The organism is Vibrio nigripulchritudo ATCC 27043 (genome assembly GCF_000222685.1).
GTDB lineage: Bacteria > Pseudomonadota > Gammaproteobacteria > Enterobacterales > Vibrionaceae > Vibrio > Vibrio nigripulchritudo.
In genome coordinates this window covers 102,049-128,758 of the sequence record NZ_AFWJ01000112.1, presented here as the reverse complement: position 1 = coordinate 128,758, position 26,710 = coordinate 102,049, and the positions used below count along the sequence as shown (strand labels likewise).

Sequence of the window (26,710 nt, the reverse complement as noted above, 5' to 3'; positions counted from 1 at the left end):
CTCAAAATAATGGCGGCGATTCCTTTACACCAAAAATGAAACAAGAGACCTCCTATTTATGGGTCAATGACTCTAAGAACATTAGCCCAGCTATTCAAATAAGCGGCTTAACCAATTGGCAGGTCCGCTTTTACATGCTTCCTTTACGTCACCAGATTTATCCCATACGGGCAACGTAAATGCTTTTTTGCAATCTATTTTTAAACCACCATCCGGTTTAAGCGCAAACCCCATGGTCGTAATTTGTACTGGCCATGGAAGAATCAGTTGTTCCGGTATCCGGTTCTGCAGGTACTGGTGATAAACCCGAAGTGCACCACTTGCTCCTGTCAGCTTGGTGGGTTTGTTGTCATCCCTTCCAAGCCACAAGGTCACCACTTCTCGCCCATCGACACCAACAAACCAGCTGTCCCGGGTATCATTACTGGTTCCCGTTTTGCCCGCCAGTGTCATGCGACTAAATTGACCTTGCAAATATCGACCAGTTCCCTCAGATACCGCTTTTTTCATTGCATAGGTCGTTAGCCAGGCAGCCTGTTGAGGTACGCGCTGGGATACCTTCGGGATTGAACGATAAAGCACATTCCCTTCCAGATCTTTGACGCTGCGCAACGCACTCAATGGCGCTTTTTTTCCGGAATTGGTGAGTGTCTGATACATCTGAGACACCTGATATGGTGTCAGAGAAAATGATCCGAGAAACATAGACGGCACCGGACGAATTTCCTGCCTATCGACACCGAGCCTCTCAAACGTATCCATCACCGCGGGAATACCCAGCTTCAGCCCTAACCTGACCGTAGGCACATTGAGTGACTTAGCAAAGGACTGGTAAAGCGACACATCACCACGATACTTTCTGTCGTAGTTTTTTGGCGACCACACACTGCCCTGGCTTCCTTTAAGCGAGAACGGCGTATCTTTAAGGGTCGTCGCCAATGTAAATTCTGCTGGGCTTTGCAATGCAGTAAGATAAACCGCGGGTTTAGCCAGAGAACCAATCGGTCTGGATGCGTTCAGTGCCCGGTTAAATCCGTCGTAACCGGTTCGTTTGCCTCCTACCATGGCTCGAATTTCTCCGCTTCGACGGTCAACCGCAATGCCTGCGGCTTCCAGCCCTTTTCCTGCCCGAAGTTCAAGTTGCGGAATTTTCGATTTGATGGCTTTCTCCAACTCAAACTGAGATACCGGATCCAGAGACGTAAACACCTTTAGCCCAGCCTGACGCTGAAACGCGTCGCCGACTTTTTGTTTCAACTCGCGGCTAACTTGCTGGAAATATGCAGGCTGTCTGCTGGCAATCTGCGGTTTTTCCTGTGTATCCAAATCTCGGCTTGCCGCCATCTCAAACTGAGCAGCAGTTAAAATGTCGTGCTGCATCATCAGACGAAGCACTAAATCACGACGCTCTTTCGCCCTTTCTGGCTTGCGAACCGGGTTGTAATAGGATGGTCCCTTCACCATTCCGACCAGCAAAGCAATCTGATCAATACGCAACTCTTGTAAAGGCTGACCAAAATACAACCTTGAAGCCAAGCCAAACCCATGAATGGCTTCTCCACGGCTCTGCCCCAAATACACTTCGTTCAAATAGGCTTCGAGTATGCGATCTTTGCTGTAACGATAATCTAAAATCAGCGCGATATACGCCTCACGCACTTTTCGCCACAACGTTCGTTCACGCGATAAGAATAAGTTCTTCGCCAACTGCTGGGTCAGCGTACTGCCACCTTGCACAGTTCGACCTGCTTTTACATTCGCAACCAGTGCTCGCAGTATCGCAAAAGGAGACACCCCTTCATGCTGATAGAAATCCCGGTCTTCGGTCACCAGAAGTGCATCCACCAGCACTTCTGGGAACTGCTCGCGCTTCAAAAACAGTCGATTTTCTTCGGTGTTTTTTTCCAGCATTCCAAGCATTTTGGGATCGATGCGCAAATACCCCATGTCTCGCTCTGATTCCAGCGACTTAATTCGCTCCAGCCCCTGCTCATTGAAGTAGAGCATGACGTGTCGCGACGCTTCGGGGCCATCTTCAAATTCGAATTCACGGCGAATGAGTTCTATCTTGGTGGAAGAGGAGGAATACTCACCTGGGTGTCTGGGTGAACGCACTTTACGGTAGTTGAGGACGTCCAGCTCTTTTCGAAGCTGGGGTAAGGTAACAGGGCTTCCCGGGCTCAATGTTAGAACACGGCCATAAACCACCGTTGGTAAATCAAATAGCTGTCCATCAAATTTCTGCCTGACGACGCTATCCAGATAGATCCCAACAAAAATCAGAACCGCGAACACTGTCACGGCGCTTTTCCATGTCAGGCTCCACAGAGTTCGCAACCAACCTCTCTGTACTTTCTTCTTTGTTCTTCGTTTAGTCGCCGGTTTTCTGGGGCTTCGCTTCTTAGTCGTCGCCTTTTTTGTGGTTCGCCCTGACGTTTTCTTTTTCTCTGTCATGAATTCAGTTGTCGCTTGGTTTTTGTGGTGGCTTCGTGATTAGACGGATCATCTGGCCATGGATGTTTTGGGTATCGCCCTTTCATTTCTTTTTTGACTTCATGGTAAGACCCTTGCCAAAACGCCGCTAAGTCTTGGGTTATTTGAATAGGTCGCCTTGCGGGAGACAACAATTCTAACGTTACGGCAATTTTTCCTTTGGCTATTCTCGGAGATGCCTGTTCCCCAAACACTTCCTGAACTCTGGCAGAAAGGTGCGGTGGCTTTCCTTCCTGATAGCGAATCTCACGTGTCTGCCCAGTCGGAAGTGGATAACGCTCGGGGAGCCATTCATCAATACTCTGATTCAAAGGCCAACCCAAATACGCATTGAGTGCCTGATACATATCCACTTTTTTTAACGCCTTCATGTTAGAAACCCCATTCATAAATGGCAACAACCACTTATCGAGATTTTCAACTAAGCCGGAATCTGAGACATCTGGCCAAGATTCTTCTGAAAGCCACTCGCGAGCGCAGCGAATTCGGTTCAATAACCCCGAGGCTTTGTCTGACCAGAACAACACATCCAACCCATTTTGCTTGATATGATTCAGCAGAGCCTGTGATTTCTGCTCTTCCGTTATCTCTTTTGTTGGTTTCGCTTCCAGAACAATCGCACCGATAGATGTGCGTGCTTCCGCTATAAGTTCCCCCTTTTGGTCGTCCCAATAAACAGACACACCTTGTTTTATCAATTCATCTGGAATTGAATCTAGGGGGCAAGCCAAGTGGATTTTACTGTCGCTGTTTCGCCCTTTCATCAGGTCGACAACCACTAAAAATTCGTTTTGACTCAACGAGGAAAGCAAATCCACCTGCGCACCATGCCCATTGGCAAGAAGGTAATTTTCCCCTCCTGCCGATCTTTGTTTCGCGATTCGGTCAGGAAATGCCCAACAAAGGCATGCGCCCGATAAAAGTTCATCAAACCTGAAAGAGGTAGATTGCACACCTAGTCTGGTGTTCAGAGCTGAGATTCTCGTTTTAACTTTGTGTTGATGTTGGTGACGTCCGTCTTTAAAGCGCTGAGCTGAGTGAATCAAACTGTCGCTGCTTCTTTCAGGCTCTTCTATCAACGCCACCATCGCAATAGCGGTACTCAAATGTTCAGCGCTTTTTTGACGTGCTTTGAGCAACATAGCCGCCATTCTAGGATCGGTTCCAAGTGTTTGCGCCTGAATACCCAGCTCCGTCAACTTGCCTTGCACATCCGTAAGACCGAGTTGAGTAAGAAGAGCCGTTGCGGCAGAAATCGATGACTGAGTTGGTACGTCCAGCCAGTGCTTCGGCGAAAACTCACTGTTCCCCCACTGAAGCATTTCCAGCATCACAGAAGACAAATCCGTTCTAAGAATTTCTGGCGTAGGGATTTTAGGTTGTTGAAGCAATTGCTGCTCGCTGTATAGGCGCACGCAGATTCCGGCTTCCAATCGACCAGCACGCCCCGCCCTTTGATGAGCTGAAGACTGCGCAATACGCTGTTGCTCCAGCTTGGTAATACCCGTTTTGAGCTGGAAAGAAGCAAATCGCTCTAGCCCACTGTCGACCACAATTCGGATGCCTTCGATAGTCAGACTGGTTTCGGCAATATTGGTCGCCAGTACGACCTTTCGCTTGCCCTGTTCAGGTGGAGATATGGCTTTTTGCTGCTCGGAAAAATTCAGTTGCCCGTACAATGGGTAAACATCTGTGTTGCTATCCAGTTCGCCAAGATTCTCTTTCACCTGATTAATCGCCCCTGCACCCGGTAAAAAAACCAGTATCGAGCCCGACTCATTAGCCATTAAGGATTGGATTTGCTTGGTTACAGAAGTCGATAGTCGGTCATTCACCGACATGGGGGCATAGCGATACTCAATGGGATAACCGCGCCCTTCTGATTCAATATATGCAGCTTCCGGAAGCAATTTGGTCAGTGCAGACTCATCAAGAGTGGCTGACATCACCAGCAAAGTTAAGTCTTCACGCAGAGCTTCCTGAATCTCCAGACAGAACGACAGGCTGGTATCAGCGTGAATGCTGCGTTCATGAAACTCATCAAATATCACCAGTGAGACCCCACCCAGCTCTGGGTCAGACTGGATCATTCGGGTCAAAATGCCTTCCGTTACCACTTCCAGTCGAGTGTGTTTACTCGCTTTGGTTTCACCTCGCACGCGGTAGCCGACGGTTTCTCCGACTTTCTCACCGAGCTGAGACGCAAGATAGTGAGCGATATTTCGCGCTGCAAGCCTTCTGGGTTCAAGCATGATGATTTTTCCACTCACAACATTCTGTTTTACCAGTTGTAAAGGCAAATGAGTGGACTTACCTGCGCCGGGCTCGGCTTTCAAAACAACCTGCTGTTTTAAACGAACCGCGCTGAGTAGTTCAGGCAACACAGATTCTATCGGGAGCTGTGACAATGAATGATCCTTGTGATGTAATGAACAGTTCTTGATGATTTGCCTGGTCGCAAAACACAGGCAAGCATTGTACATAAAAACAGTATTGAATCCCAAACACGCCCATGGAATTTAACCCACCTCTACAACGTGCGACACTCATCAAAAGATACAAACGCTTTTTGGCTGATATCGAATTTGATGACGGTTCCACAACCACTATTCACTGCGCCAACACTGGAGCGATGACCGGATGTGCTGATACAGGTAACACCATTTGGTATTCCACCTCGGATAATCCGAAAAGAAAATACCCTTGCAGTTGGGAACTTTCGCAAAACGCTCAGGGTGACCTAATATGTATCAACACAGCAAGACCCAATGCGCTTGTCGTTGAAGCCATTGAGTCTGGGCGAATTCCGGAATTAACTGGGTACGAATCTTTGCGAACGGAAGTCAAATATGGCAATGAAAACAGTCGTATTGACGTGCTACTCGAAAGCGAAGATCGCCCGAAGTGCTATATTGAAGTAAAAAGTGTGACGTTATTGCAAGAGAATGGACACGGCTATTTTCCTGATGCGGTCACAACGCGGGGGCAAAAGCACCTTCGTGAGTTGATAGAAGTCGCAAAAAGTGGAAGCAGAGCCATACTTTTTTTTACTGTTTTACATACTGGTATTGAAAAAGTGTCGGCAGCCCACCATATAGATGCGAAATATTCACAACTGTTAAATCAAGCAAAAGAAAGCGGTGTTGAGATACTCTGCTATAAGGCAGAAATCTCCGAACGTGAAATGCAATTGGTTCAAAGTGTTGATTTTATCAACAATCTATGAAAAATGATGCAACCTTCACAATGGCAGAGACCCACGCTTGCGAGTCATTGCCTACTGCTATTCTTTCTGCTATAGATACCCGCCTTGATTGACTGCTGGGCAGTCAAAAGGTGTAAGTAGGAGATGCTGTATGCCAGAAACTACCAAAAGAAAAACGCTAGGCATCCTAGCAATTGCAGGTGTTGAGCCTTACCAGGAAGAGCCGGGTGAAGAGTATATGTCACCAAGGCAACTGGCTCACTTCACTAAGATTTTAGAAGCTTGGCGTAATCAGCTCAGGGAAGAAGTCGATCGTACTGTGCATCACATGCAAGACGAAGCAGCAAACTTTCCAGATCCTGTTGACCGTGCTTCTCAGGAAGAAGAGTTCAGCCTAGAGCTACGAAACCGTGACCGTGAGCGTCGCTTGATCAAGAAAATTGAGAAAACTCTCGACAAGATCGAAGATGGCGATTTCGGTTACTGCGAATCTTGTGGCGTTGAAATCGGTATTCGCCGATTAGAAGCTCGTCCAACAGCCGATTTGTGTATCGACTGTAAGACACTTGCTGAAATGAAAGAAAAACAAATGCAAGGCTAACACAAGCTAAGCAAGAGCAATGATAAAAGGGAGCCTGTCAGCTCCCTTTTTTGATGATTACCATGAGCAATTCTAACTACATCGGGCGTTTTGCCCCCTCGCCTTCTGGTCCGCTTCACTTTGGTTCCTTAATCGCTGCTTTGGGCAGCTACTTTCAGGCTCGCTCAAAATCTGGAAAGTGGTTAGTGAGAATGGAAGATCTGGACCCACCGAGAGAAATGGCAGGGGCTGCCGACCTCATTTTAAAGACATTGGACTTTTACCAGCTTCACTGGGATGGTGAAGTATTGTTTCAGAGCCAACGTCACGGCGCCTATCAGCAACAAATTGATCAATGGCTGAAAGAAAGGTTGGCTTACAACTGCAGCTGCAGTCGTAAGCAGATTAAAGAAGCGGGCGGGTTCTATCCGGGAACATGCCGCCATAAGTCACTGACGACTTCTGAACCCTGCGCAGTCCGGCTGACTATGACTCACCCGGTGACTGAATTTACCGACTTACGACATGGCAGCATCGACATTCCACCTGCTCTGGCACGGGAAGATTTCATCATTAAGCGTCGGGATGGATTGTTTGCCTACAATCTCGCCGTTGTGCTGGATGATATTCATCAGGGAGTCACTGAAGTGGTTCGCGGCGCAGACTTGATCGAGCCGACAGGTCGACAAATCAGCTTATATCAAATGCTTAAAAAAACGCCAATTGAGTACTTACACCTGCCGTTAGCCATCGATGAACGCGGCAACAAGCTGTCGAAGCAGAACCGTGCAGAAGGTATCAGTCTGGACAATCCCAAGCCTGAAACATTGCTTGCAATGCGCTTCTTAGGCTTTGATTTAGATAAAGAATTAGAGCAAGCTAGCCAACAGGAAATACTGAAGTGGGGTGTCGAAAACTGGCACCTAAACCAACTACCAGACGAGATCAAAATCACGTCCCCATTCTCAAACAAGGACAGCTAAGCTATTATTAGCCGCAATTTTTGAGCACAAACGTAATAGAGGTGGGCTATTTTTAGTCAAGTTACTCGCTTTTGCCGTAAGATTCTGACCAGCAAAGGCCAACAAAATAGTCGCTCAAACGGAGAACTGACTCTGAATATTATTACAAGAGAAGAGCACAACATTTCTCGCAAACAGATTAGCGACAACGCACTGAAGGTGCTGTACCGCCTACACAATGCCGGATTCGATGCATTTCTGGTAGGCGGTGGAGTGCGCGATCTCCTGCTCGGCGAACAACCTAAAGATTTCGATATTGCTACCAACGCCACTCCGGAACAAATCAAGCAGCTCTTCAGAAACTGCCGCTTGATCGGCAGACGATTCCGACTGGCTCACATTATGTTCGGACGCGATATCATTGAAGTGGCAACGTTCCGTGGTCATCATCAGGAACCGACCAAGAATGTTGCTGCTCAATCGAAAGAAGGCATGCTTCTGCGTGATAATGTCTATGGCACCGTAGACGAAGACGCCGAACGCCGTGATTTCACCATCAATGCCATGTACTACAGCATCGCAGATTACAGTATTCACGATTACGCTGGCGGCATTGACGATTTGGACGATAACCTGATTCGTTTAATTGGCGATCCAGAAACGCGTTACCGCGAAGATCCTGTTCGAATGTTGCGAGCAATTCGTTTTGCAGCAAAACTCGACATGGATATCGATGAAGATACTGCAGCGCCAATCAAAGAACTTGCACATTTGTTGCGAGACATTCCAGCCGCCCGACTGTTTGAAGAGTCCCTTAAACTGCTTCAGTCAGGTAATGGTCTGGAAACCTATCATCTGCTTCGTGAGTACGATCTTTTCCAACAGTTATTCCCGGATATTGCTCAGGAATTTACTGAAGATCAGAGCAGCCAGACAGAGAAAATGATCGAGCTGGTTCTGGAATCGACCGACAAGCGCATTCAGGAAGGCAAACGCATAAACCCTGCGTTTATGTTTGCAGCTCTACTCTGGTACCCACTGAATCACATGGCAGAACGCCTGATGGAGAAACGTAATTTTGCTTATTACGACGCCATCATGGAAGCCAGCAACATGATTCTGGATGAGCAGGTTCGCTCTATTGCCATTCCACGTCGCCACACTGCGACCATTCGAGAGATTTGGCAACTCCAGCTCAGACTGCCTCGCCGAAGCGGTAAGCGTGCCACAAGGCTTCTGGAGTTGAACAAGTTCCGTGCTGGCTTCGATTTCCTTGAAATGCGCGGGGAAATAGAGCAAGGTGACACCCAGGAATTAGCCAAATGGTGGCAAACATACCAGAATGCAGGGCGAAATATGCGCCAGGCAATGGTGACAGAATTAGGCGGTACGGCTTCTGGTCAGCGCCGCCGTCGCAGCTACCGAAACAAGAAAAGAAAGCCAAAAGCATGATTACCGTTTACATTGCTGTTGGCAGTAACTTGTCTGATCCCGTCACTCAGGCACTACAAGGCATTGAAGCGCTAAAAAGCATTCCGAACACAGAGTTCGTTCGCGCTTCTTCCTTGTACAGCAGTACGCCAATGGGACCACAGAACCAACCCGACTACATCAACGCCGTAGTTGAGGTACAAACCAGTTTGACGCCTCTTGAACTGCTCGACAGCACTCAAAAAATCGAGCTAGAGCAAGGGCGTGTCCGTAAAGACGAACGATGGGGTCCAAGAACCCTCGATTTGGATATCGTTTTATACGGCAATGAGGTGATCGATTCAGAACGTTTAACTGTTCCACATTATGGAATGAAGGTCAGGGAGTTCGTTCTCTACCCCCTTGCTGAAATCGCACCAAGTTTAACTCTCCCTGACGGGACGCAACTGCAGACGTTACTCAAACAAGTGGACCGAAATGGTTTAAACGTCTGGTCGTCGTAAGTTGCCCCTAATAAGGAAATATTATGAAAAACGTCACTATCAATACACTCATGACCTGGAAGCAGGAAGGTCGTAAGTTCGCAACTTCAACGGCTTACGATGCGAGCTTTGCACAACTGTTCCAGGAACAGGAAATGCCTTTGCTTCTTGTGGGTGATTCACTGGGAATGGTGCTTCAGGGCGAAACATCAACTCTGCCGGTTTCTATCGATGACATTGCCTACCACACGCGCAGTGTTCGTGCGGGCAGCCCAAATTGCCTTCTTCTGGCAGATATGCCTTTCATGACTTACGCAACGCCTGAACAGGCTTGTGAAAACGCTGCCACGCTAATGAAAGCCGGGGCGAATATGGTCAAAGTTGAAGGTGGGCAGTGGCTCTCTGAAACCATTCGTGTGCTGACTGAGCGTTCTGTACCCGTTTGTGCGCACTTGGGTCTGACACCTCAATCAGTGAATATTTTTGGTGGCTTCAAAGTTCAGGGGCGTGACGCTGAACGCGCCGAGCAAATGGTGCAAGACGCCATCGCACTGCAAAACGCAGGTGCTCAGTTGCTGGTATTGGAATGTGTTCCTGCTTCTCTGGCAAAACGCATCACCGAGCGTCTGAGCATTCCTGTGATTGGTATTGGCGCAGGTCCCGATACTGACGGCCAGATTCTGGTCATGCATGACATGTTCGGTATTTCTGCGAACTACATGCCAAGATTCTCTAAAGACTTTCTGGCAGAGACTGGGGATATCCGCAAAGCGATTGCCAAGTACAAGGAAGACGTACAAAATCAAGTTTTCCCAGGTGCAGAGCACAGCTTTGAGTAAGGAAATATAATGCAAACGTTCACTGATATTGCCTCCCTTAGAGATCAGATCAAACAGTGTAAGCGAGAAGGTCGCCGTATTGCTTTTGTCCCTACTATGGGCAATCTGCATGAAGGTCATTTAACACTGGCAAGAAAAGCTCGTGAGCACGCCGATGTGGTAGTGGTCAGCATCTTTGTTAATCCAATGCAGTTTGAGCGTACAGACGATCTCAACAACTATCCTCGCACGCTGGAAGACGATCTCGCTAAATTGAATGGTGAAGCAGTTGAGTTTGTATTCACTCCAACACCAGAGATGATGTATCCGGAAGGTTTAGACAAACAGACCTATGTGGAAGTCCCTGGTCTGTCTCTGATGCTTGAGGGTGCTTCCCGACCAGGTCATTTCAAGGGCGTATCCACCATAGTGACCAAGTTGTTCAATATCGTGCAACCTGATGTCGCCTGTTTTGGTGAGAAAGATTTTCAGCAGCTCGCCATTATCCGCCAAATGGTGGTCGATCTCGCTATGGACATCGAAATCATTGGTGTACCAACGGTGAGGGAAATGGATGGCTTAGCCATGAGCTCCCGCAATACGTTGCTTACGATTGATGAACGCCAGCGCGCACCTGTTGTCGCGCGTACCATGCGCTGGATCAGCAGCCAAATCCGCGGCGGACGTGATGATTACTCTTCTATTATTGAAGATGCCAATGATCAGCTTCGCGCAGCCGATTTGCAGCCAGACGAAATTTTCATTCGCGATGCCAATACGCTTCAGCCTATCTCTTCTGAGTCGACGCAAGCGGTGATACTGATTGCGGCTTTCTTAGGTAAAGCCCGCCTGATAGACAATCAGGTACTGGAACTGACATCTGAATCTAAGGAAGAACCGGAAGAAAAAACGACGTAAGAACTGTTTTTCAGATACAAAAAATGGGTCGCTCAGCGACCCATTTTTATTTTCTAATTTAGCTTCGAAGACCAATGCCTTTCGCGACTAAATAATGAGCAACGGCATACAAACCAACAATAAACACACCGAGTACACCAAAGGATGTAGCGATACCGACATCCGACACTCCCAGGAATCCATAGCGAAACGCGTTCACCATGTAGACAATCGGATTGATCTTAGAAACCCATTGCCACAATTCTGGCAACAAACTGATCGAGTAGAATACACCGCCCAGATAAGTTAACGGGGTAAGCACAAATGTAGGAATGATAGAGATGTCATCGAATGTTCCCGCAAATACAGCGTTAATCAGCCCTCCCAAAGAGAATACGACCGATGTGAGGAATACCGTAGCGATGATAATGCCCCAGTGCTCAACCTGCAGATCAACAAAGAACATAGACACCAGTGTGACAATAGCCCCAACCAGTAAACCACGAACGACACCTCCCATTACAAATCCAGCAATGATGATGTAATTGGGCACCGGTGCCACCAGCAGCTCTTCTATGTTCTTCTGAAATTTAGAACTGAAAAATGAAGACGCGACATTGGAATAAGAGTTGGTGATCACCGACATCATGATCAAGCCGGGCACAATGTATTCCATGTAGGTGAAGCCACCCATTTCCCCGATTCTTGAACCAATCAGGCTACCAAAGATAATGAAATACAGCGTCATGGTGATCGCGGGGGGAACAAGTGTTTGTACCCAAATTCGCATAAAGCGGTTTATTTCTTTTGCCAGAAGACTCTTGAATGCCGTCCAGTACAACTGATACATCTCTTACCCCTGCTCTCTTACGATTGTGACAAACAACTCTTCTAAACGATTGGCTTTGTTACGCATCGACATCACTTTGACTCCACTTTCCGTTAACTGAGTGAAAATGTGGTTAAGCCCTTGTGACTTCTCCAGCTCCACTTCCAGTGAACCGTTAACGATATGCTGAGAATTGACACCGTCCAGTGTGGGCACATTATCGCTACTGTCCAGATCGAGAATAAAGGTCTCAACATGGAGCTTGTTCAGCAAATCTTTCATACTGGTGTTTTCAATCAGCTCACCTCGATTGATGATGCCGATATTTCGACACAGCATTTCCGCTTCTTCCAGATAGTGAGTTGTCAGAATGATGGTGATTCCTTGTTGGTTGATCTCTTTCAGGAAATCCCACATGGAGCGACGAAGCTCTATATCAACACCAGCTGTCGGCTCATCAAGAATCAATAGCTGGGGTTCATGCATTAATGCTCGGGCAATCATCAGGCGGCGCTTCATACCACCAGACAAGTTCATTGCACGCTCTTCTCGTTTGTCCCAAAGATCCAGTTTTGATAAATACTTTTTGGCTCTTTCTTTAGCAATTGCGCGAGGTACTCCGTAATACCCCGCTTGCTGCATCACGATCTGTTCGACATTTTCAAACTGATTGAAGTTGAATTCTTGTGGCACTAAACCCAGATGTTGTTTTGCCAGCTCAAGCTCTGAATCAATGTCATGCCCGAACACTTTCACTTTGCCTGAGCTTTTATTGACCAGAGACGAAATAACACCAATGGTGGTGGATTTGCCTGCACCGTTAGGTCCCAGCAAAGCATAAAAGTCACCTTTTTCTACATTTACGGTGATGCCCTTCAATGCTTCAAACCCACCTGTGTAGGTCTTTCGAAGTTGCTCTATTTCTAATGCGTACATGCTTCAGCGCTCTTTTCGAAGTTAACTTCATGGAAATGCTGACGAAGTGTCAACTTTTCAAGCCCACTGCACAAATAAAAAGCGCAGCCTAGTGGCTGCGCTTTAACTCTATTACTTGTATGGAGCGTGTTTTACGCTTCAAACTCGTCTTTTCGAACGTATTTAACAGCCGATTTCAGCGCTTCATAGCGGAACGAGAAGGTGTTCTGATCGTCCACCAGTTCAAGTACGTGGAATTTCTCCAGTTGCTGACGAGTGCGCTCATTAGGGCACAATAAGTAGACTTCACAGTTCGCATCTTTGGCATCTTTAATCGCATTTTCTAAAGCCAGACCAACCGTAACATCAATCATTGGTACGTCCGTCAAATCCAGAATCATCACTTCATAATCTGAAATACTGCTGTGCTGACGAGAAATCGCTTTCGATACGCTGAAAATCATCGGACCGGAAAGATAAAAGAACAAAACTTTACTATTGGCACTGTCCAGGAGTTTTCTTTCGCTGTCGGTGAGAGGTACATCATCTTCATCAGCATCACTGATGGCTTTCACCTGACGCGCCTGCTCGCGGCTCAATCTCTCGATAATAATAATGTTGGAGATGAACACCCCAAGACCTACCGCCATAATCAGGTCAACAAATACGGTGAGGAGCATAACACCGTACATGATCGCCATACCTTGCACGCTAACCTTGTGCGCGCGCTGAATAAAGCTCCAGTCAAGGATGTTGATACCTACGTATACCGCAATACCTGCCAGCACCGCCATTGGAATAGGTTCTGTCAGCCCACTGGCTACCAGAACAACCAGCGCCAATACTAGCGCACGAATGACACCAGACAGAGGAGAGCGAGCCCCCACCTGAATATTGGTAACCGTCCCCATGGTTGCACCCGCACCTGGCAGTGCACCAAACAAACCGGAAATCATGTTCGCCAAACCCTGACCACGCAGCTCTTTGTCTGAGTCGTGCTCTTTACGTGTCAGTGAGTCACCGATAACGGCGGTTAACAGAGTATCGATACATCCCAGCGTACCTAATACCAAAGCATCGATGATCATGGTCGTGAAGACTTCAGAATTTATGGTTGGAATGACGAAAGAAGGGAGACCCGCTGGTATTTCACCAATCCGGCGAATGCTATCAAAATCAAAAATAACAAGAGAGAGAAGAGTCACAGCAACCAGTGCGACTAATTGGGCAGGAACGTAACGACGATATTTTTTAGGGAAGAAGAACAAAATACCTAACGTGAGTAACCCTAGAAACAGCTCGCTGAACTTCATCTCCGAAATTAAATCAGGCAAGGCACTGAGTGTTCCGGTCACGCCCCCTGCAGGAGCTGGGTGCCCGAGTAAAGGCGAGAGCTGCAAAATAATAAGAATGACACCGATACCCGACATAAAGCCTGAAATCACACTGTAGGGCATCAAGGTCACGTACTTACCAAGCTTGAGCGTCCCTAGTATGATCTGGAATGCCCCCGCCATCATCACAACGGTAAAGGTCATTGCCATACCGCCTTCGGGATATTTAGCGGTCATGGTGGTCAGTACCGCCGTCATAATCACCGTCATCGGTCCGGTTGGTTCCGAGATCAATGTAGACGATCCACCAAACAAAGCGGCAAATAAACCAACCATGATGGCGCCCCACAAGCCCGCTTCCGCACCCGCTCCGGATGCCACACCAAATGCCAGTGCCAAAGGCAATGAGATGATCGCAGTTGTTACACCACCAAATAGATCACCCTTCAGATTCCAGTCCGAGAATCGATTTCCAGTCAAAATATTGCTCCTGCATGAATAGAAATGCGGGCGAATTTTACCATTGAGTGATTGGAATCACACTATCAATTCACACGATTGTTACGAAAGAGGTCGTGAATAATTTATAAAGCAAATGCAAACGTTTAACAGCAATACTTGCGAGATATGAAAAAAGAGTAATAAAACGTTTCTAAATTTAACAAAATGCTACTCTGACCAGTCATAAAATCGTCAAGAACATTGATTTGAAAGCGGTACAGCAAGTCAAGCTTGTGTATAGTGTCCGGAAATAAAAAGGAAATGTAAGCATGCCGGATATCAAACAGTTATTTAATAATAACTCGACTTGGGCGCAGACCATTAAGTCTGAAAAGCCTGAGTTTTTCGCTCAGCTCGCCGAAGCCCAGCACCCAGAATACCTATGGATTGGCTGCTCAGATAGCCGTGTCCCTGCTGAGCAACTAACTGGGCTTGCATCGGGTGAGCTGTTTGTACACCGGAATGTCGCCAACCAGGTCATTCATACCGATCTCAACTGCCTTTCCGTCGTTCAGTACGCCGTCGACGTTCTTGAAGTAAAACACATCATAGTCTGCGGGCATTATGGCTGTGGCGGTGTCAATGCGGCGATTGAGAACCCTCAGCTCGGGTTGATCAACAACTGGCTTTTGCATATCCGAGATCTTTATCTCAAACACAGAAACTGGCTTGGTAGCCTGCCCCGTGAAGAGTGGTCAAACAAACTCTGCGAAATCAACGTTGCAGAACAGGTCTACAACTTAGGTAACTCCACCATCATGCAATCTGCGTGGGAGCGAGGTCAGCAGGTACAGATCCACGGCTGGATCTACGGCATAGGCGATGGTGTACTCAATGATCTTGGTGTTCGCTGCCACAGCCGAGAATCACTGGAAGTCTCCTACCAAGCTTCAATGGCGAAGATCATGAATGTAGGTAGCTGACTTGAATCAGAGTAATCACAAGACAAAACAAAAGCGGTCGACATTGTCGACCGCTTTCTTCTTTGGTTCAGAATCCGATTAATTCATCATCAAAAATGCTATCAAGCCGAAACCTAACACCAATCGATAGATGACGAATGGCGTCATTCCCATCTTAGAAATTAGCTTCAGGAAGAAGTGGATACACAGATAAGCACTGATGAATGACGTGACAATGCCCGTCAATAAGAAGCCAACGTGCACTGGTTCACCACTTGTCACCAGTTTTAAACCTAAGTAGCTACCAGCCAGAGTAATGATTGGGATGGACATCAGGAAAGAGAATCGCGCTGCGGCTTCACGAGTAAAGCCTAGGTAGAGCGCCGCTGTGATGGTTGCGCCTGAACGTGAAGTACCCGGAATCATTGCTAATGCTTGAGAAATGCCGATAAAGACCGCCTTTTTCCAGTCTGCCTGATATTCGTCGTCTTTTAATGGAGAGTTCTTGTCTACCCACCAGAGCAGCAGTGCAAACACAATCGTCGTGGTCGCTATCACCCAAGCACTCCGTAGGTAAAGTTCAATAATGTCTTTCATGAACAAGCCGAACAGACAGGCTGGAATAGTCGCAATTACAATCATCCACGCTAGCTTGGCTTCTTTACTTCGATCACCTTTGAAGATGGAACCGAACAGAGCAGCAAATAAGGTGACCACTTCTTTCCGGAAGTAAATTACGACGGCGAGCAATGTACCAACATGTACGGCGACATCAAACGCCAAGCCTTGATCTTCCCAGCCAAGAATGGCTGAAGGCAGAATTAGGTGAGCGGAACTGGAAATAGGAAGAAACTCTGTCAGCCCCTGAATCAGAGCAAGCATAAAGGCTTCAAAATAACTCATTTACTTACGTCACTATCAAAAGGATTCACCGCGATCAGCGAATCAAAATTATTCATAGTTTGCCGTATCTGCGTGACCGTTCTGCCATCATTGGGAATGACCAATTCAGGGCAAAGCTCGTACATAGGCTGAATGACAAACGCGTATTTATAGATGTCTTCGCGTGGGAGAGAAGGCTTACTGGAAACCACATCGCCATAAAGCACGATATCGAGGTCTAAAGTCCGATCCTGCATCTTCTGTGCGTCCGGGTCGCGCCCCCATCGAATTTCGATCTCTCTTAAAGTACTCGATAAACTGGATAAGCTAAGCGAGGTTTTCATCTCTACTACCAGGTTATAAAAAGGACGACTCTCAAACCCAACCGAAGCACATTCGTAGACAGTCGAGATCCGAATTTGTTCACCCAGTTTACGTAACTCTGACAACGCAGCTTGAACGTGCTTTTTGCGTTCAATATTTGACCCTACACCAATGTAGGTGGTGATCATGCCTGACCTCGCTCGATGATCACGCCTACGCTTCTGGCTTGAGGAACAGCACCCGGCTTAGCCAGTCGAATCTTAACCCATGGCACAGAAAAACGTGACATGATGAGTTCTGCGACTTCTTCGGCAACTCGTTCTACCAATAGGAAACGACCATTTTCGATATGGGATAATACGGCTTCGCTGACCTGCGCATAATCCAGAGCATCAGCAACATCATCACTTTTACCAGCAGGCTGATTGTCATGAGCCATTTCGATATCCAGAACCAGCTTTTGCTTTATTTCTTGTTCCCAGTCGTAAACCCCAATCGTGGTAATCACTTCCAATTGTTCGATGAATACTTTATCTAAAGCCATTATTCTTCCTTTATCGTTTACAGGTCGGATACCCATTTGAGGCAAAAACCCGTAGAATATACTCGATTTTAACCACCTAATCAGCATAACTTTTGGTGAATTAAGGACTAATATGACGCCTACTGCACTGATCATGATCATCTCAGCCTACCTGCTAGGTTCGATCTCGAGTGCGGTTCTGATTTGCCGACTGTTCCGCATCCCTGATCCTCGTACAACTGGCTCTCATAACCCTGGTGCAACCAATGTGTTGCGTAGTGGATCTAAAATTGCCGCAGTTTCCGTGCTGCTGTTCGACATGCTCAAAGGCACTATTCCGGTATGGCTGAGTTGGTATTTAGGTGTGGAAGACGTGATTTTGGGAGTCGTCGCCATAGCGGCATGTCTGGGACATATGTACCCGCTGTTTTTTCATTTCAGAGGTGGTAAAGGTGTCGCAACAGCGTTGGGGTCTATGGCCCCAATGGGACTGAGTCTGGTAGGAATGATGATGGCAACCTGGGTGACGATTGTCTTTGTTACCCGCTATTCTTCGGTTGCTTCTATATTAACAACACTGGTTGCGCCTCTTTATACTTGGTGGTTCCGCCCAGAGTACACACTTCCTGTTTCCATGTTGTGCTGCCTGATTATTCTGCGCCACCACCAAAACATTAAGCGCTTATTTGAAGGCACGGAGCCCAAAGTAGGCGACCGCACCTCCTCTTCAAAAGCTTAGGCGTAAACCTTCTCCAGGAAACCAGTCAGCTTTTCATTTACAAATTCTGGTTGCTCCAGGTTACTGATATGACCCGCGTTCGGGATAACCACTAACTCACTTCCTGTTATCGCATCTTGCATTAAATGAGATTCAAATACAGGTCTTGGTTTGTCTTGATCGCCAACCATAATCATTACTGGCAGCGCAAACTTCTCGATGTCTTCAAACTGGTCTCGACGACCAAATACCACGCGCCCTACCTGAGCGATATTGACTGCCGCATCGCCTTGCAACTGACCGAGAGATTCACGGAAATTGGCGACTAACTCAGGGCTGCTGGTTTCCGCATTATCGGCAAAAAATAGTGGAACGACTGCATCAAGGATAGGAGCTGGTACTGACTGGGCTTGTGAAATCGCATCCAACATACCGAAGTATTTCGCATGAGTGATTTCAGGTTCTAACCCAACAAAAGAATCCATTATCACTATGGATTTCACTCGCGATGGAGCAAGGGTCACGACTTCAGTTCCCCACATACCACCAACGGATAACCCAATAATGCTGAACTCCTGAATTTCAAGATGATCCATTAATGCCAGTAGGTCGCCAGCATAATCTTGTAGAGTAGACGTTTCTTGCGGTAAGGCATCTGATTGCCCATGAGCCCATAAATCCGGAACGATACAACGGTAATTCTGACTCAACACCTCAATCTGTGGTTGCCACATTTCGCTGCTCCACAAATAGCTGTGACCCAATAAAAGCACAGGACCTTGACCGACATCTTGATAATGCATGGTTTGACCATGACGCGTAAAAGTAGCCATATAATTCCTTTCGAGGAAAATTCAATTGAGAGTTAAAAGCCACCTTATAAGGTGGCTTTTCATGTTTATTTGATAGGTTCTAGCTGATCGATAGGCCAGCGAGGCTTTGCCGACACTGATAGGTCTGCAACTTCATTATTTTTCAGACGCTGCATTCCTGCGTACGCAATCATTGCACCGTTATCAGTACAGAATTCGATTCGTGGATAATACACTTCTCCGCCAATCTTTTTCGCTAATGCTTCTAAATCGGCACGCAACTGTTTGTTTGCACCTACACCACCAGCAATAACAATGCGTTTCATCCCAGTCTGGTCTAGGGCTCGCTTACACTTAATCGTCAAAGTTGCACAAACCGCTTCCTGAAAAGCATACGCAATATCGGCTCGCGTTTGTTCATCATCGCCATTGGCGGCAATGGTATTGGCTGCAAAGGTTTTTAAACCCGAGAAACTCATGTCCAGCCCTGGACGATCCGTCATTGGGCGAGGAAACTTAAAACGACCAGGCGTGCCTTTCTCCGCTAAACGAGAAAGCAGAGGCCCCCCCGGGTAATCCAACCCCATCAGTTTGGCCGTTTTATCAAACGCTTCGCCCGCTGCGTCATCAATAGACTCACCAAGAATTCGGTATTCACCAATTCCTTTTACTTCCACCATCATGGTGTGGCCACCAGACACTAAAAGCGCGACAAATGGAAAAGGAGGTGGGTTATCTTCCAACATTGGAGCAAGTAAATGCCCTTCCATGTGGTGAACCGGTACTGCTGGCACATTCCAGGCGTAGGCGACACTTCGGCCTATCGTCGCTCCCACAAGCAAAGCACCAACCAAACCAGGACCGGCGGTATAAGCCACACCGTCAATATCTTTGGAAGTCAGACCTGCGTCTTTTAATGCTTCTTTAATGAGGGGGATGGTCTTCTTCACGTGGTCGCGAGAAGCCAGTTCTGGCACGACGCCACCGTAATCTGCGTGAAGCTTAACCTGGCTATAGAGCTTATGGCTCAGTAGCCCTTCTTGGTCGTCGTAGATGGCGATGCCTGTTTCGTCACAGGACGTCTCTATACCTAAAATGCGCATTACGTTCTCAGTTGTAGCTAGAATTGGCGCAAGTTTACCGCTACGGAAAAAAATTAACCAGTTCTGACTGCGATAATACTTTACAAAGGGTGACTGTTCAGATTAAAATTCCGCACCATTTTTGATCAAGCTGGTTAAAGACCATTCAGGAGCCCTGATTGGTTGGTAAGGTACCAGCATTAACGAATAACCCCTGAGGTGAAAGGCATATGCCAGTAGTTAAAGTACGTGAAAACGAACCGTTCGACGTTGCTCTACGTCGTTTCAAGCGCTCTTGCGAAAAAGCAGGTATTCTTTCTGAAGTGCGTCGTCGCGAGCACTACGAGAAACCAACTACAGTTCGCAAACGCGCTAAAGCAGCAGCTCAAAAGCGTCACGCTAAGAAGCTAGCTCGCGAAAACGCACGTCGCGTTCGTCTGTACTAATAACTTATCCAAAAGGACTAAGTTATGGCTCTCATTGATAAACTCAAAGATGAGCAAAAATTAGCGATGAAAGCCAAGGACAAAGCGCGCCTTGGCACTATTCGTTTAGCCCTGTCAGCCATTAAGCAAAGAGAAGTCGACGAGCGGATCACTCTGACCGACGAAGACATCTTAGGTGTGCTGACCAAAATGGTTAAACAACGTCGCGATTCAGTCGCTCAATACGAAGCTGCAAGTCGTCAGGACTTAGCAGATGCGGAAAAAGCTGAAATCACTGTGCTAGAGGACTTTATGCCTCAACCGCTTACAGATGACGAAGTTGCTGCATTAATTGATGCCGCAATCTCTGAAGCAAACCCAGCGGGCATGCAAGACATGGGCAAAGTGATGGGCGTACTTAAACCGCAAATTCAAGGGCGCGCAGATATGGGTAAAGTCAGCGGACTCGTTCGCGCTAAATTGGCTTAAACCTAAATCAAATTGCAACAAGCCGTGCTATCCTCTGGAATGCGCGGCTTGTTTGTATCTGCAAGCCTCTATTTTCTTCTAATTCAACATTCTGGTTTTTATGGCAGGACAGATCCCTCGTTCCTTTATTGATGACCTCTTAGCACGCCTTGATATTGTCGATATCATTGATGCACGAGTGAAGCTCAAAAAGAAAGGTAAGAACTACAGTGCTTGCTGCCCTTTCCATAATGAAAAAACCCCTTCGTTCAGTGTCAGCCAGGAAAAACAGTTCTATCACTGTTTTGGCTGTGGTGCTCACGGCAATGCTATCGATTTCCTTATGGAGTACGAACGCTTAGAGTTTGTTGAAACCATTGAAGAACTCGCTTCCTATCTTGGCTTAGAAGTGCCAAGAGAACAACGAAGCGGAGGTGGCTTCAGCACAGCACCAAAAGCCAATACTGAACAAAAACGTAACCTGTATGACATGATGGGCAGCATTGCCCAGTTCTACCGTTCTCAACTGAAACTTTCGAGCAGCAAACATGCCATCGATTATTTAAAAGATCGTGGACTATCGAAAGAAGTGGTTCAAAAATTCGGTATCGGTTTTGTTGCTGATGAATGGGACTTAGTTCGTAAGAACTTCGGTCAGTCTCCCAATGCTCAGGAGATGCTAGTCTCTGGCGGTATGCTGATTGAAAATGACAAGGGCAACCGTTACGACCGCTTCCGTGGTCGGGTCATGTTTCCAATTCGCGACCGTCGTGGTCGGGTTATCGGTTTTGGTGGTCGAGTCATTGGAGATGGGACTCCCAAGTACCTAAACTCCCCAGAAACCCCGATTTTCCATAAAGGTAAAGAACTTTACGGTCTTTACGAAGTGCTTCAAGCTTATCGCGAACCCCCACAGGTTCTCGTCGTTGAAGGCTATATGGATGTAGTAGCTTTAGCGCAATACGGAGTGGACTACTCCGTTGCATCGCTGGGCACCTCTACCACTGGCGATCATCTGCAAGTCTTGTTCAGACAAACCAATACGGTAGTTTGCTGTTATGACGGTGACCGTGCAGGTAAAGAAGCCGCATGGCGAGCTTTGGAAAACTCTCTGTCTTACCTAAAGACGGGCAATACATTGAAATTCCTGTTCTTACCCGACGGTGAAGACCCAGACAGCTACATTCGTCAACACGGTAAAGAAGCATTTGAAGAACAGGTAAAAAACGCCACTCCATTATCGTCTTACCTGTTTGAAAACCTGATTGAATTGCACCAACTCAATCTAGGCACCAATGAGGGGAAATCTGCACTTCGGGCGTACGCTTCAGAGCTTATCAATAAGATTCCAGATCCCTATTTTCAGGAGCTGCTCGAAAAGCTACTGGATGAAAAAACCGGGTTTGACAATCAGCTGAGAAAACCGAAAAAGCGACAGTCAGAATCAATACCAAAACCACACAGTGACATTAAGCGCACTCCGATGCGCGAAGTTATCGCTTTACTGTTGCAAAACCCGCATTACGTGGAAATGGTGCCGGATTTATCCAGTATCCGCCATATTAATCTTCCCGGGTTAAGTTTATTTGGGGAAGTACTTGATAAATGCCGAGCCCATCCCAATATAAACACTGGCCAGCTACTAGAGCATTGGCGCAACGAGAAAAACGGAACACTATTATCACGCCTCGCAGGTTGGGAAGTACCTCTCGAAGAAGATAATCAGGAAGACATTTTCCTCGATTCACTGGACAACATTCTTGCCCAGTGCGTTGAAAAACAAATTGAATCGCTACAAGCGAAAGACAGAAGTGTCGGCCTAACACCCGACGAAAAGAGAGAGCTCGTCGCTCTAATGCTGGACTTAAAGGCATAAATACCCACCAAGTAGCGGTGAAATTATGTGCTAAGTTGTCATAGTCATCAGCAATTTTTTTTGATAAAATTGGCGGTTTGCATTTCGCAAAACTAAACTCATCACCAGACCTGAAGTTGGATATCGTCTATGGATCAAAATCCGCAGTCACAGCTAAAGTTACTTGTCGCAAAAGGTAAGGAACAAGGCTATCTGACCTATGCCGAAGTAAACGACCACCTACCACAAGAAATCGTCGATTCTGAACAGGTAGAAGACATCATTCAGATGATCAACGACATGGGTATCCAAGTTGTTGAAACGGCTCCTGACGCCGATGACCTCATGATGAATGAGGCAGTAGCCGACGAAGATGCTGCTGAAGCAGCCGCAGCTGCACTTTCTACAGTAGAAAGTGAAATTGGCCGCACCACAGACCCTGTACGTATGTATATGCGTGAAATGGGTACTGTTGAACTGTTGACTCGTGAAGGCGAGATCGATATCGCAAAACGCATTGAAGATGGTATTAACCAAGTTCAGTGTTCTGTTGCCGAATACCCTGGCACCATTTCTTACATTCTTGAGCAGTTTGATAAAGTTCAGGCTGAAGAACTTCGCTTAACAGACATCATTTCTGGTTTTGTTGATCCGAACGATGAAGAGACCGCAGCACCGACTGCAACACACATCGGCTCAGAGCTAGCAGAACAAGATCTTGACGATGAAGACGACGATGACTCGGATTCAGACGATGACGATGACGAAGAAGAAGATACAGGTATTGACCCTGAGCTAGCCGCTGAGAAATTCAACGAGCTACGCACAGCGTATCAAAACCTGCAGCTAGCCATTAATGAGAAAGGTCGCGAGACAGCTCTGGCAAGCGAATCTGCAACTGAATTGCTTGATGTTTTCCGTCAGTTCCGCCTGATTCCAAAACAGTTTGATTACCTTGTAAACGAGCTTCGTACTTCAATGGATCGTGTTCGTACACAAGAACGTCTCATTATGCGTTCATGTGTTGAATACGGCGACATGCCTAAGAAGTCATTCGTTGCACTGTTCACAGGTAATGAATCTTCTGAAGCGTGGTTGGATGAAGTACTTGCTTCAGGCAAACCATACGCTGATAAGATCAAGCGTAACGAAGAAGAAATTCGTCGTAGTATTCTTAAGCTGAAGACTATTGAAGAAGAGACTTCTCTTCCAGTTCAAAGCATCAAAGACATCAGCCGTCGCATGTCTATTGGCGAAGCGAAAGCTCGCCGTGCTAAGAAAGAGATGGTTGAAGCAAACTTGCGTCTTGTTATTTCTATCGCGAAGAAATACACCAACCGTGGTCTACAATTCCTGGATCTGATTCAGGAAGGTAACATCGGTCTGATGAAAGCGGTAGACAAGTTCGAATACCGTCGTGGTTACAAGTTCTCGACTTACGCAACATGGTGGATCCGTCAGGCGATCACTCGTTCAATTGCAGACCAGGCACGTACCATTCGTATCCCTGTTCACATGATTGAAACGATCAACAAGCTGAACCGTATCTCACGTCAAATGCTTCAGGAAATGGGTCGTGAACCGCTTCCAGAAGAATTGGCAGAGCGTATGCAGATGCCTGAAGACAAGATTCGTAAAGTCCTTAAGATTGCGAAAGAGCCAATCTCGATGGAAACCCCTATCGGTGATGATGAAGATTCGCATCTGGGTGATTTTATCGAGGATACCACGCTGGAACTGCCTCTGGATTCTGCAACCTCAACTAGCTTGCGTGTTGCAACCAAAGACGTGCTTGCCGGTTTGACACCTCGTGAAGCGAAAGTACTGCGCATGCGTTTTGGTATTGATATGAACACTGACCACACGCTTGAAGAAGTAGGTAAGCAGTTCGACGTTACTCGTGAACGTATTCGTCAGATCGAAGCAAAAGCACTTCGTAAACTTCGTCACCCAAGCCGCTCAGAAACACTGCGCAGCTTCTTAGACGAGTAATTACGATACCTAAGATGTACAAAAGGTGAGCACTTGCTCACCTTTTTTGTTTTCTGCGTTCTAAGTGCGCAAAAACTAGACATAAATTGCCCCCCACCTATCTAGACACACCCCAAGGCTTCCCCTATAATCATCCACCTACTGGCCCCTTAGCTCAGTGGTTAGAGCAGTCGACTCATAATCGATTGGTCCGCAGTTCAAGTCTGCGAGGGGCCACCATATTTCTGAAAGCCTGATGAGGAAACTCATCAGGCTTTTTACTTTTTCACCGAGTGCTATTTCTTCCACTCACCAGAATTTACTTTCTGAAAGCTGATGGGCGCTTCTACTGGTACATCAACAAACCGGTCAGCAAGTGAACCCATTTCGAGATTTAGCGTGTTTGAGAATGCATTCGCGGACTTTTTCACTTTGACGGTTCCAGATGTGCTGGTCATTGTAAGTTCAGTGTCTACGACTTCATCCAGCAGTTCGGCGTGCTTTAGGGTTACACTTTGAGCTTTGTTTTTTGATGAACCAGCAATTGCCACAGAGTTTAGATCTACATGCACAGTTGAGCCTGCAATGGAACGATGATCAAATACCTCATCAACCAGCTCACCATAGGTAATTTTCAGTTGGTTAACGGCTCTAACATTGCCAGTATGGCGTACATCAATGGCGATGTTAGCATTCGTTACGTCTTGCACATCAAAGGTTTCGTCCAGCAATTCCCCGCGTATAATTTCCACATCTTTTGCGTTGCTGTTAGCCGTATCTAAAATCTCGATGTTAGCTCTGGAAAACTTAAAACTACTCTCAACATCAAGGACTTCATCAACTAATTCTCCCCATTCTATGTAGGTTTTCCCACCGCCAAAAACATTGCCTGTTTCTTCAAGTTCAATAGAAACCCCTGAATGGTTCACTTCTATAGCATCAAGGGTTTCATCAAGAAGCTCACCATGATGAATAGTGGTATTGAATCCGCTGGAATTGGCACTTTCTTCTATATCGATAGACACCAGTGAGTGATCCAGTTTTCCAATGTCCATTACTTCATCAATCAGTTCTCCTTCCAGAATGTAAACATTGTTCACTGTTGCGCTGTTACCAGCCTCTTCTAGGGAAATAGCAATATTCGAGTGCGCTATGTTTTGGGCATCCAAGACCTCATCCAACAATTCCCCTTCATGGATATGAAGTTTTGAGCCTGTGGCGTTCGCCACATCATCAAGAGATATAGACACTAAGCTGTGGCGGACATTTGATGTATCCAGAACTTCATCCACCAGCTCTCCATCCACAATGCGTAAGCTATCCACACGAGCATTACCGACGTTATCGAAAATCAAGTTAATGTTAGAACTGGAAAAATTTTGCGTATCTACGCTCTCGTCAGACAGTTCGCCATCAAAAATGTGGAGTTCTTTCGCTCGAACATTGGCGACGTTTTCTTTCTCAATCAAGATGCTTGAGATACCGAGAGTATAATCAATGTTCTCATCTTCAAGCTGCCCATCCCGAATGTAAACGTAACTGGTTTTAGTGCCATAAACGTTGGCTGTGTCTTCCAAATCTAGCTGTAGACACCCAAAGTGAATATGAGAATGCTGACCATCTCTAGGCTTGTTAATGACTTCTTCAAACAAACTGGCTTTACCTATGTGAAGCTCTGAATTGGCTCCTGTTAAGCGAACGTTTGCTGAAGACTCAACATTAACTTGAATCTGTGCCCCTTCTTTTACATCACCATGGATAATGTCTGAAATGAGTGCGGGAGTAGCGATGTCTGGTTCCGGTACGGGAGGAACCGAAGGAGGGTTGTTGTTAGGTAAACCTTCCGGTAATTCTTCTCCCATGACCAGTTTATGACTGACTTCGATATTGGCACTGTTTGTAATATCAATTCGCAAAGAAGCATTCTTGCCAACGCTGCCGATAATAGTCGGAATCAAGGAGTAATCGGAAATTACCTGGTTAGTGACTTTTGAATTTTTGTAGTTACACACCGCAACAGAGAGTTGCTCACCGCCCTTAACCGTATAGGGTGATTTTTCGTCCCACTTAACCAGTGTACTTCCAGGATTTTTCATGAAAATCCCACTTCGCCCATCACAAGAAATGGGAGGAATTTCAATGGCGCACTGATAGGAATAAGCGTACGTCGGCACTAATAGCATCAGACTGAATAAAACATTTCCAGCTTTCATATATTCACCTCTCTGTTGTAAAAGAGAAAGAGTATATGAGCTGATAATTAAATCATCAGTTCAATTGTTAACCAACGTAATACATTGT

The 26,710-nt window shown here is 46.6% G+C and carries 24 protein-coding genes and 1 tRNA gene; 14 read left to right on the top strand and 11 right to left on the bottom strand.

Annotated features, from left to right (window positions below; translation table 11 throughout):
* Positions 1-90: 90 nt before the first annotated feature.
* Together mrcB and hrpB are read right to left on the bottom strand one after the other, a co-directional pair.
* A complete protein-coding gene (mrcB, locus tag RH89_RS11095; RefSeq protein WP_038145585.1) occupies positions 91-2,454 on the bottom strand; it encodes a penicillin-binding protein 1B in 2,364 nt (787 codons plus the stop codon).
* A complete protein-coding gene (gene hrpB, locus RH89_RS11090) occupies positions 2,451-4,901 on the bottom strand; it encodes an ATP-dependent helicase HrpB (RefSeq protein WP_004401903.1) in 2,451 nt (816 codons plus the stop codon). The genes mrcB and hrpB overlap by 4 nt, the downstream gene beginning before the upstream one ends.
* Positions 4,902-5,005: 104 nt before the next feature.
* Here hrpB and sfsA point away from each other — a divergent pair, with 104 nt between their 5' ends.
* From sfsA to panC, 7 genes are all read left to right on the top strand, one after another.
* Entirely contained in the window at positions 5,006-5,719 is a 714-nt protein-coding gene (gene sfsA, locus RH89_RS11085; protein ID WP_004401901.1) for a DNA/RNA nuclease SfsA, read from the top strand.
* A 130-nt stretch (positions 5,720-5,849) separates the two neighbouring features.
* Positions 5,850-6,299, top strand: a complete 450-nt coding sequence (gene dksA / locus RH89_RS11080) for an RNA polymerase-binding protein DksA (RefSeq protein WP_004401898.1) — start codon at positions 5,850-5,852, stop codon at positions 6,297-6,299.
* Between the two features lie 53 nt (positions 6,300-6,352).
* Positions 6,353-7,261 (top strand): tRNA glutamyl-Q(34) synthetase GluQRS, encoded by a 909-nt coding sequence (gene gluQRS / locus RH89_RS11075; protein ID WP_004401896.1) that lies wholly within the window; start codon positions 6,353-6,355, stop codon positions 7,259-7,261.
* A gap of 81 nt (positions 7,262-7,342) precedes the next feature.
* On the top strand, positions 7,343-8,692 hold the full coding sequence (gene pcnB / locus RH89_RS11070; RefSeq protein ID WP_038123921.1) for a polynucleotide adenylyltransferase PcnB: 1,350 nt from the start codon (positions 7,343-7,345) through the stop codon (positions 8,690-8,692).
* A complete protein-coding gene (gene folK / locus RH89_RS11065; protein ID WP_004401894.1) occupies positions 8,689-9,174 on the top strand; it encodes a 2-amino-4-hydroxy-6-hydroxymethyldihydropteridine diphosphokinase in 486 nt (161 codons plus the stop codon). Before pcnB ends, folK (RH89_RS11065) begins: the two co-directional genes overlap by 4 nt.
* A gap of 23 nt (positions 9,175-9,197) precedes the next feature.
* Positions 9,198-9,992, top strand: coding sequence for a 3-methyl-2-oxobutanoate hydroxymethyltransferase (panB, locus tag RH89_RS11060; RefSeq protein WP_004401893.1), 795 nt, complete (start codon positions 9,198-9,200; stop codon positions 9,990-9,992).
* A gap of 9 nt (positions 9,993-10,001) precedes the next feature.
* Positions 10,002-10,889: a pantoate--beta-alanine ligase gene (panC, locus tag RH89_RS11055; protein WP_004401891.1), complete on the top strand. Its 888-nt coding sequence runs from the start codon at positions 10,002-10,004 to the stop codon at positions 10,887-10,889.
* 58 nt (positions 10,890-10,947) lie between these two features.
* Here the strand turns inward: panC and RH89_RS11050 are convergent, their stop codons facing one another.
* The 3 genes from RH89_RS11050 to RH89_RS11040 form a co-directional block, all read right to left on the bottom strand.
* A complete protein-coding gene (locus RH89_RS11050) occupies positions 10,948-11,718 on the bottom strand; it encodes an ABC transporter permease (RefSeq protein WP_004401889.1) in 771 nt (256 codons plus the stop codon).
* 3 nt (positions 11,719-11,721) lie between these two features.
* The gene (locus RH89_RS11045; protein ID WP_004401881.1) at positions 11,722-12,633 is read right to left on the bottom strand and encodes an ABC transporter ATP-binding protein; all 912 of its coding nucleotides are present in this window, start codon (positions 12,631-12,633) and stop codon (positions 11,722-11,724) included.
* Between the two features lie 131 nt (positions 12,634-12,764).
* Entirely contained in the window at positions 12,765-14,426 is a 1,662-nt protein-coding gene (locus RH89_RS11040; RefSeq protein WP_004401879.1) for a SulP family inorganic anion transporter, read from the bottom strand.
* Between the two features lie 290 nt (positions 14,427-14,716).
* On the opposite strand from RH89_RS11040, the gene can reads away from it, so the two are divergent.
* Positions 14,717-15,370, top strand: coding sequence for a carbonate dehydratase (gene can, locus RH89_RS11035; protein WP_004401877.1), 654 nt, complete (start codon positions 14,717-14,719; stop codon positions 15,368-15,370).
* A 78-nt stretch (positions 15,371-15,448) separates the two neighbouring features.
* Here the strand turns inward: can and RH89_RS11030 are convergent, their stop codons facing one another.
* From RH89_RS11030 to folB, 3 genes are read right to left on the bottom strand one after another with little or no spacing between them, the layout of a single operon-like run.
* Positions 15,449-16,252, bottom strand: a complete 804-nt coding sequence (locus RH89_RS11030; protein WP_004401875.1) for an undecaprenyl-diphosphate phosphatase — start codon at positions 16,250-16,252, stop codon at positions 15,449-15,451.
* Positions 16,249-16,743: a 2-amino-4-hydroxy-6-hydroxymethyldihydropteridine diphosphokinase gene (gene folK, locus RH89_RS11025; RefSeq protein ID WP_004401870.1), complete on the bottom strand. Its 495-nt coding sequence runs from the start codon at positions 16,741-16,743 to the stop codon at positions 16,249-16,251. Before folK (RH89_RS11025) ends, RH89_RS11030 begins: the two co-directional genes overlap by 4 nt.
* Positions 16,740-17,099: a bifunctional dihydroneopterin aldolase/7,8-dihydroneopterin epimerase gene (gene folB / locus RH89_RS11020; protein WP_004401869.1), complete on the bottom strand. Its 360-nt coding sequence runs from the start codon at positions 17,097-17,099 to the stop codon at positions 16,740-16,742. The genes folK (RH89_RS11025) and folB overlap by 4 nt, the downstream gene beginning before the upstream one ends.
* A gap of 112 nt (positions 17,100-17,211) precedes the next feature.
* Here folB and plsY point away from each other — a divergent pair, with 112 nt between their 5' ends.
* A complete protein-coding gene (gene plsY / locus RH89_RS11015) occupies positions 17,212-17,817 on the top strand; it encodes a glycerol-3-phosphate 1-O-acyltransferase PlsY (protein ID WP_004401868.1) in 606 nt (201 codons plus the stop codon).
* Here plsY and RH89_RS11010 read toward each other — a convergent pair.
* On the bottom strand, positions 17,814-18,629 hold the full coding sequence (locus tag RH89_RS11010; RefSeq protein WP_004401867.1) for an alpha/beta fold hydrolase: 816 nt from the start codon (positions 18,627-18,629) through the stop codon (positions 17,814-17,816). The genes plsY and RH89_RS11010 overlap by 4 nt on opposite strands.
* A gap of 65 nt (positions 18,630-18,694) precedes the next feature.
* On the bottom strand, positions 18,695-19,711 hold the full coding sequence (gene tsaD, locus RH89_RS11005) for a tRNA (adenosine(37)-N6)-threonylcarbamoyltransferase complex transferase subunit TsaD (protein WP_004401865.1): 1,017 nt from the start codon (positions 19,709-19,711) through the stop codon (positions 18,695-18,697).
* A 209-nt stretch (positions 19,712-19,920) separates the two neighbouring features.
* On the opposite strand from tsaD, the gene rpsU reads away from it, so the two are divergent.
* The 5 genes from rpsU (at position 19,921) to RH89_RS10980 (ending at position 24,649) form a co-directional block, all read left to right on the top strand.
* Positions 19,921-20,136, top strand: coding sequence for a 30S ribosomal protein S21 (gene rpsU, locus RH89_RS11000; protein WP_001145625.1), 216 nt, complete (start codon positions 19,921-19,923; stop codon positions 20,134-20,136).
* A 24-nt stretch (positions 20,137-20,160) separates the two neighbouring features.
* Positions 20,161-20,604 carry a GatB/YqeY domain-containing protein gene (locus tag RH89_RS10995; protein WP_004401843.1) on the top strand — a complete coding sequence of 148 codons (444 nt, stop codon included), beginning with the start codon at positions 20,161-20,163 and terminating at the stop codon, positions 20,602-20,604.
* A 100-nt stretch (positions 20,605-20,704) separates the two neighbouring features.
* Positions 20,705-22,459, top strand: a complete 1,755-nt coding sequence (gene dnaG, locus RH89_RS10990) for a DNA primase (RefSeq protein WP_004401842.1) — start codon at positions 20,705-20,707, stop codon at positions 22,457-22,459.
* 129 nt (positions 22,460-22,588) lie between these two features.
* Positions 22,589-24,430, top strand: a complete 1,842-nt coding sequence (gene rpoD / locus RH89_RS10985; RefSeq protein WP_004401840.1) for an RNA polymerase sigma factor RpoD — start codon at positions 22,589-22,591, stop codon at positions 24,428-24,430.
* Positions 24,431-24,573: 143 nt separating this feature from the next.
* Positions 24,574-24,649, top strand: a tRNA-Ile gene (locus RH89_RS10980).
* Between the two features lie 56 nt (positions 24,650-24,705).
* Here RH89_RS10980 and RH89_RS10975 read toward each other — a convergent pair.
* The gene (locus RH89_RS10975; protein ID WP_004401839.1) at positions 24,706-26,622 is read right to left on the bottom strand and encodes a hypothetical protein; all 1,917 of its coding nucleotides are present in this window, start codon (positions 26,620-26,622) and stop codon (positions 24,706-24,708) included.
* Positions 26,623-26,710: the final 88 nt, after the last annotated feature.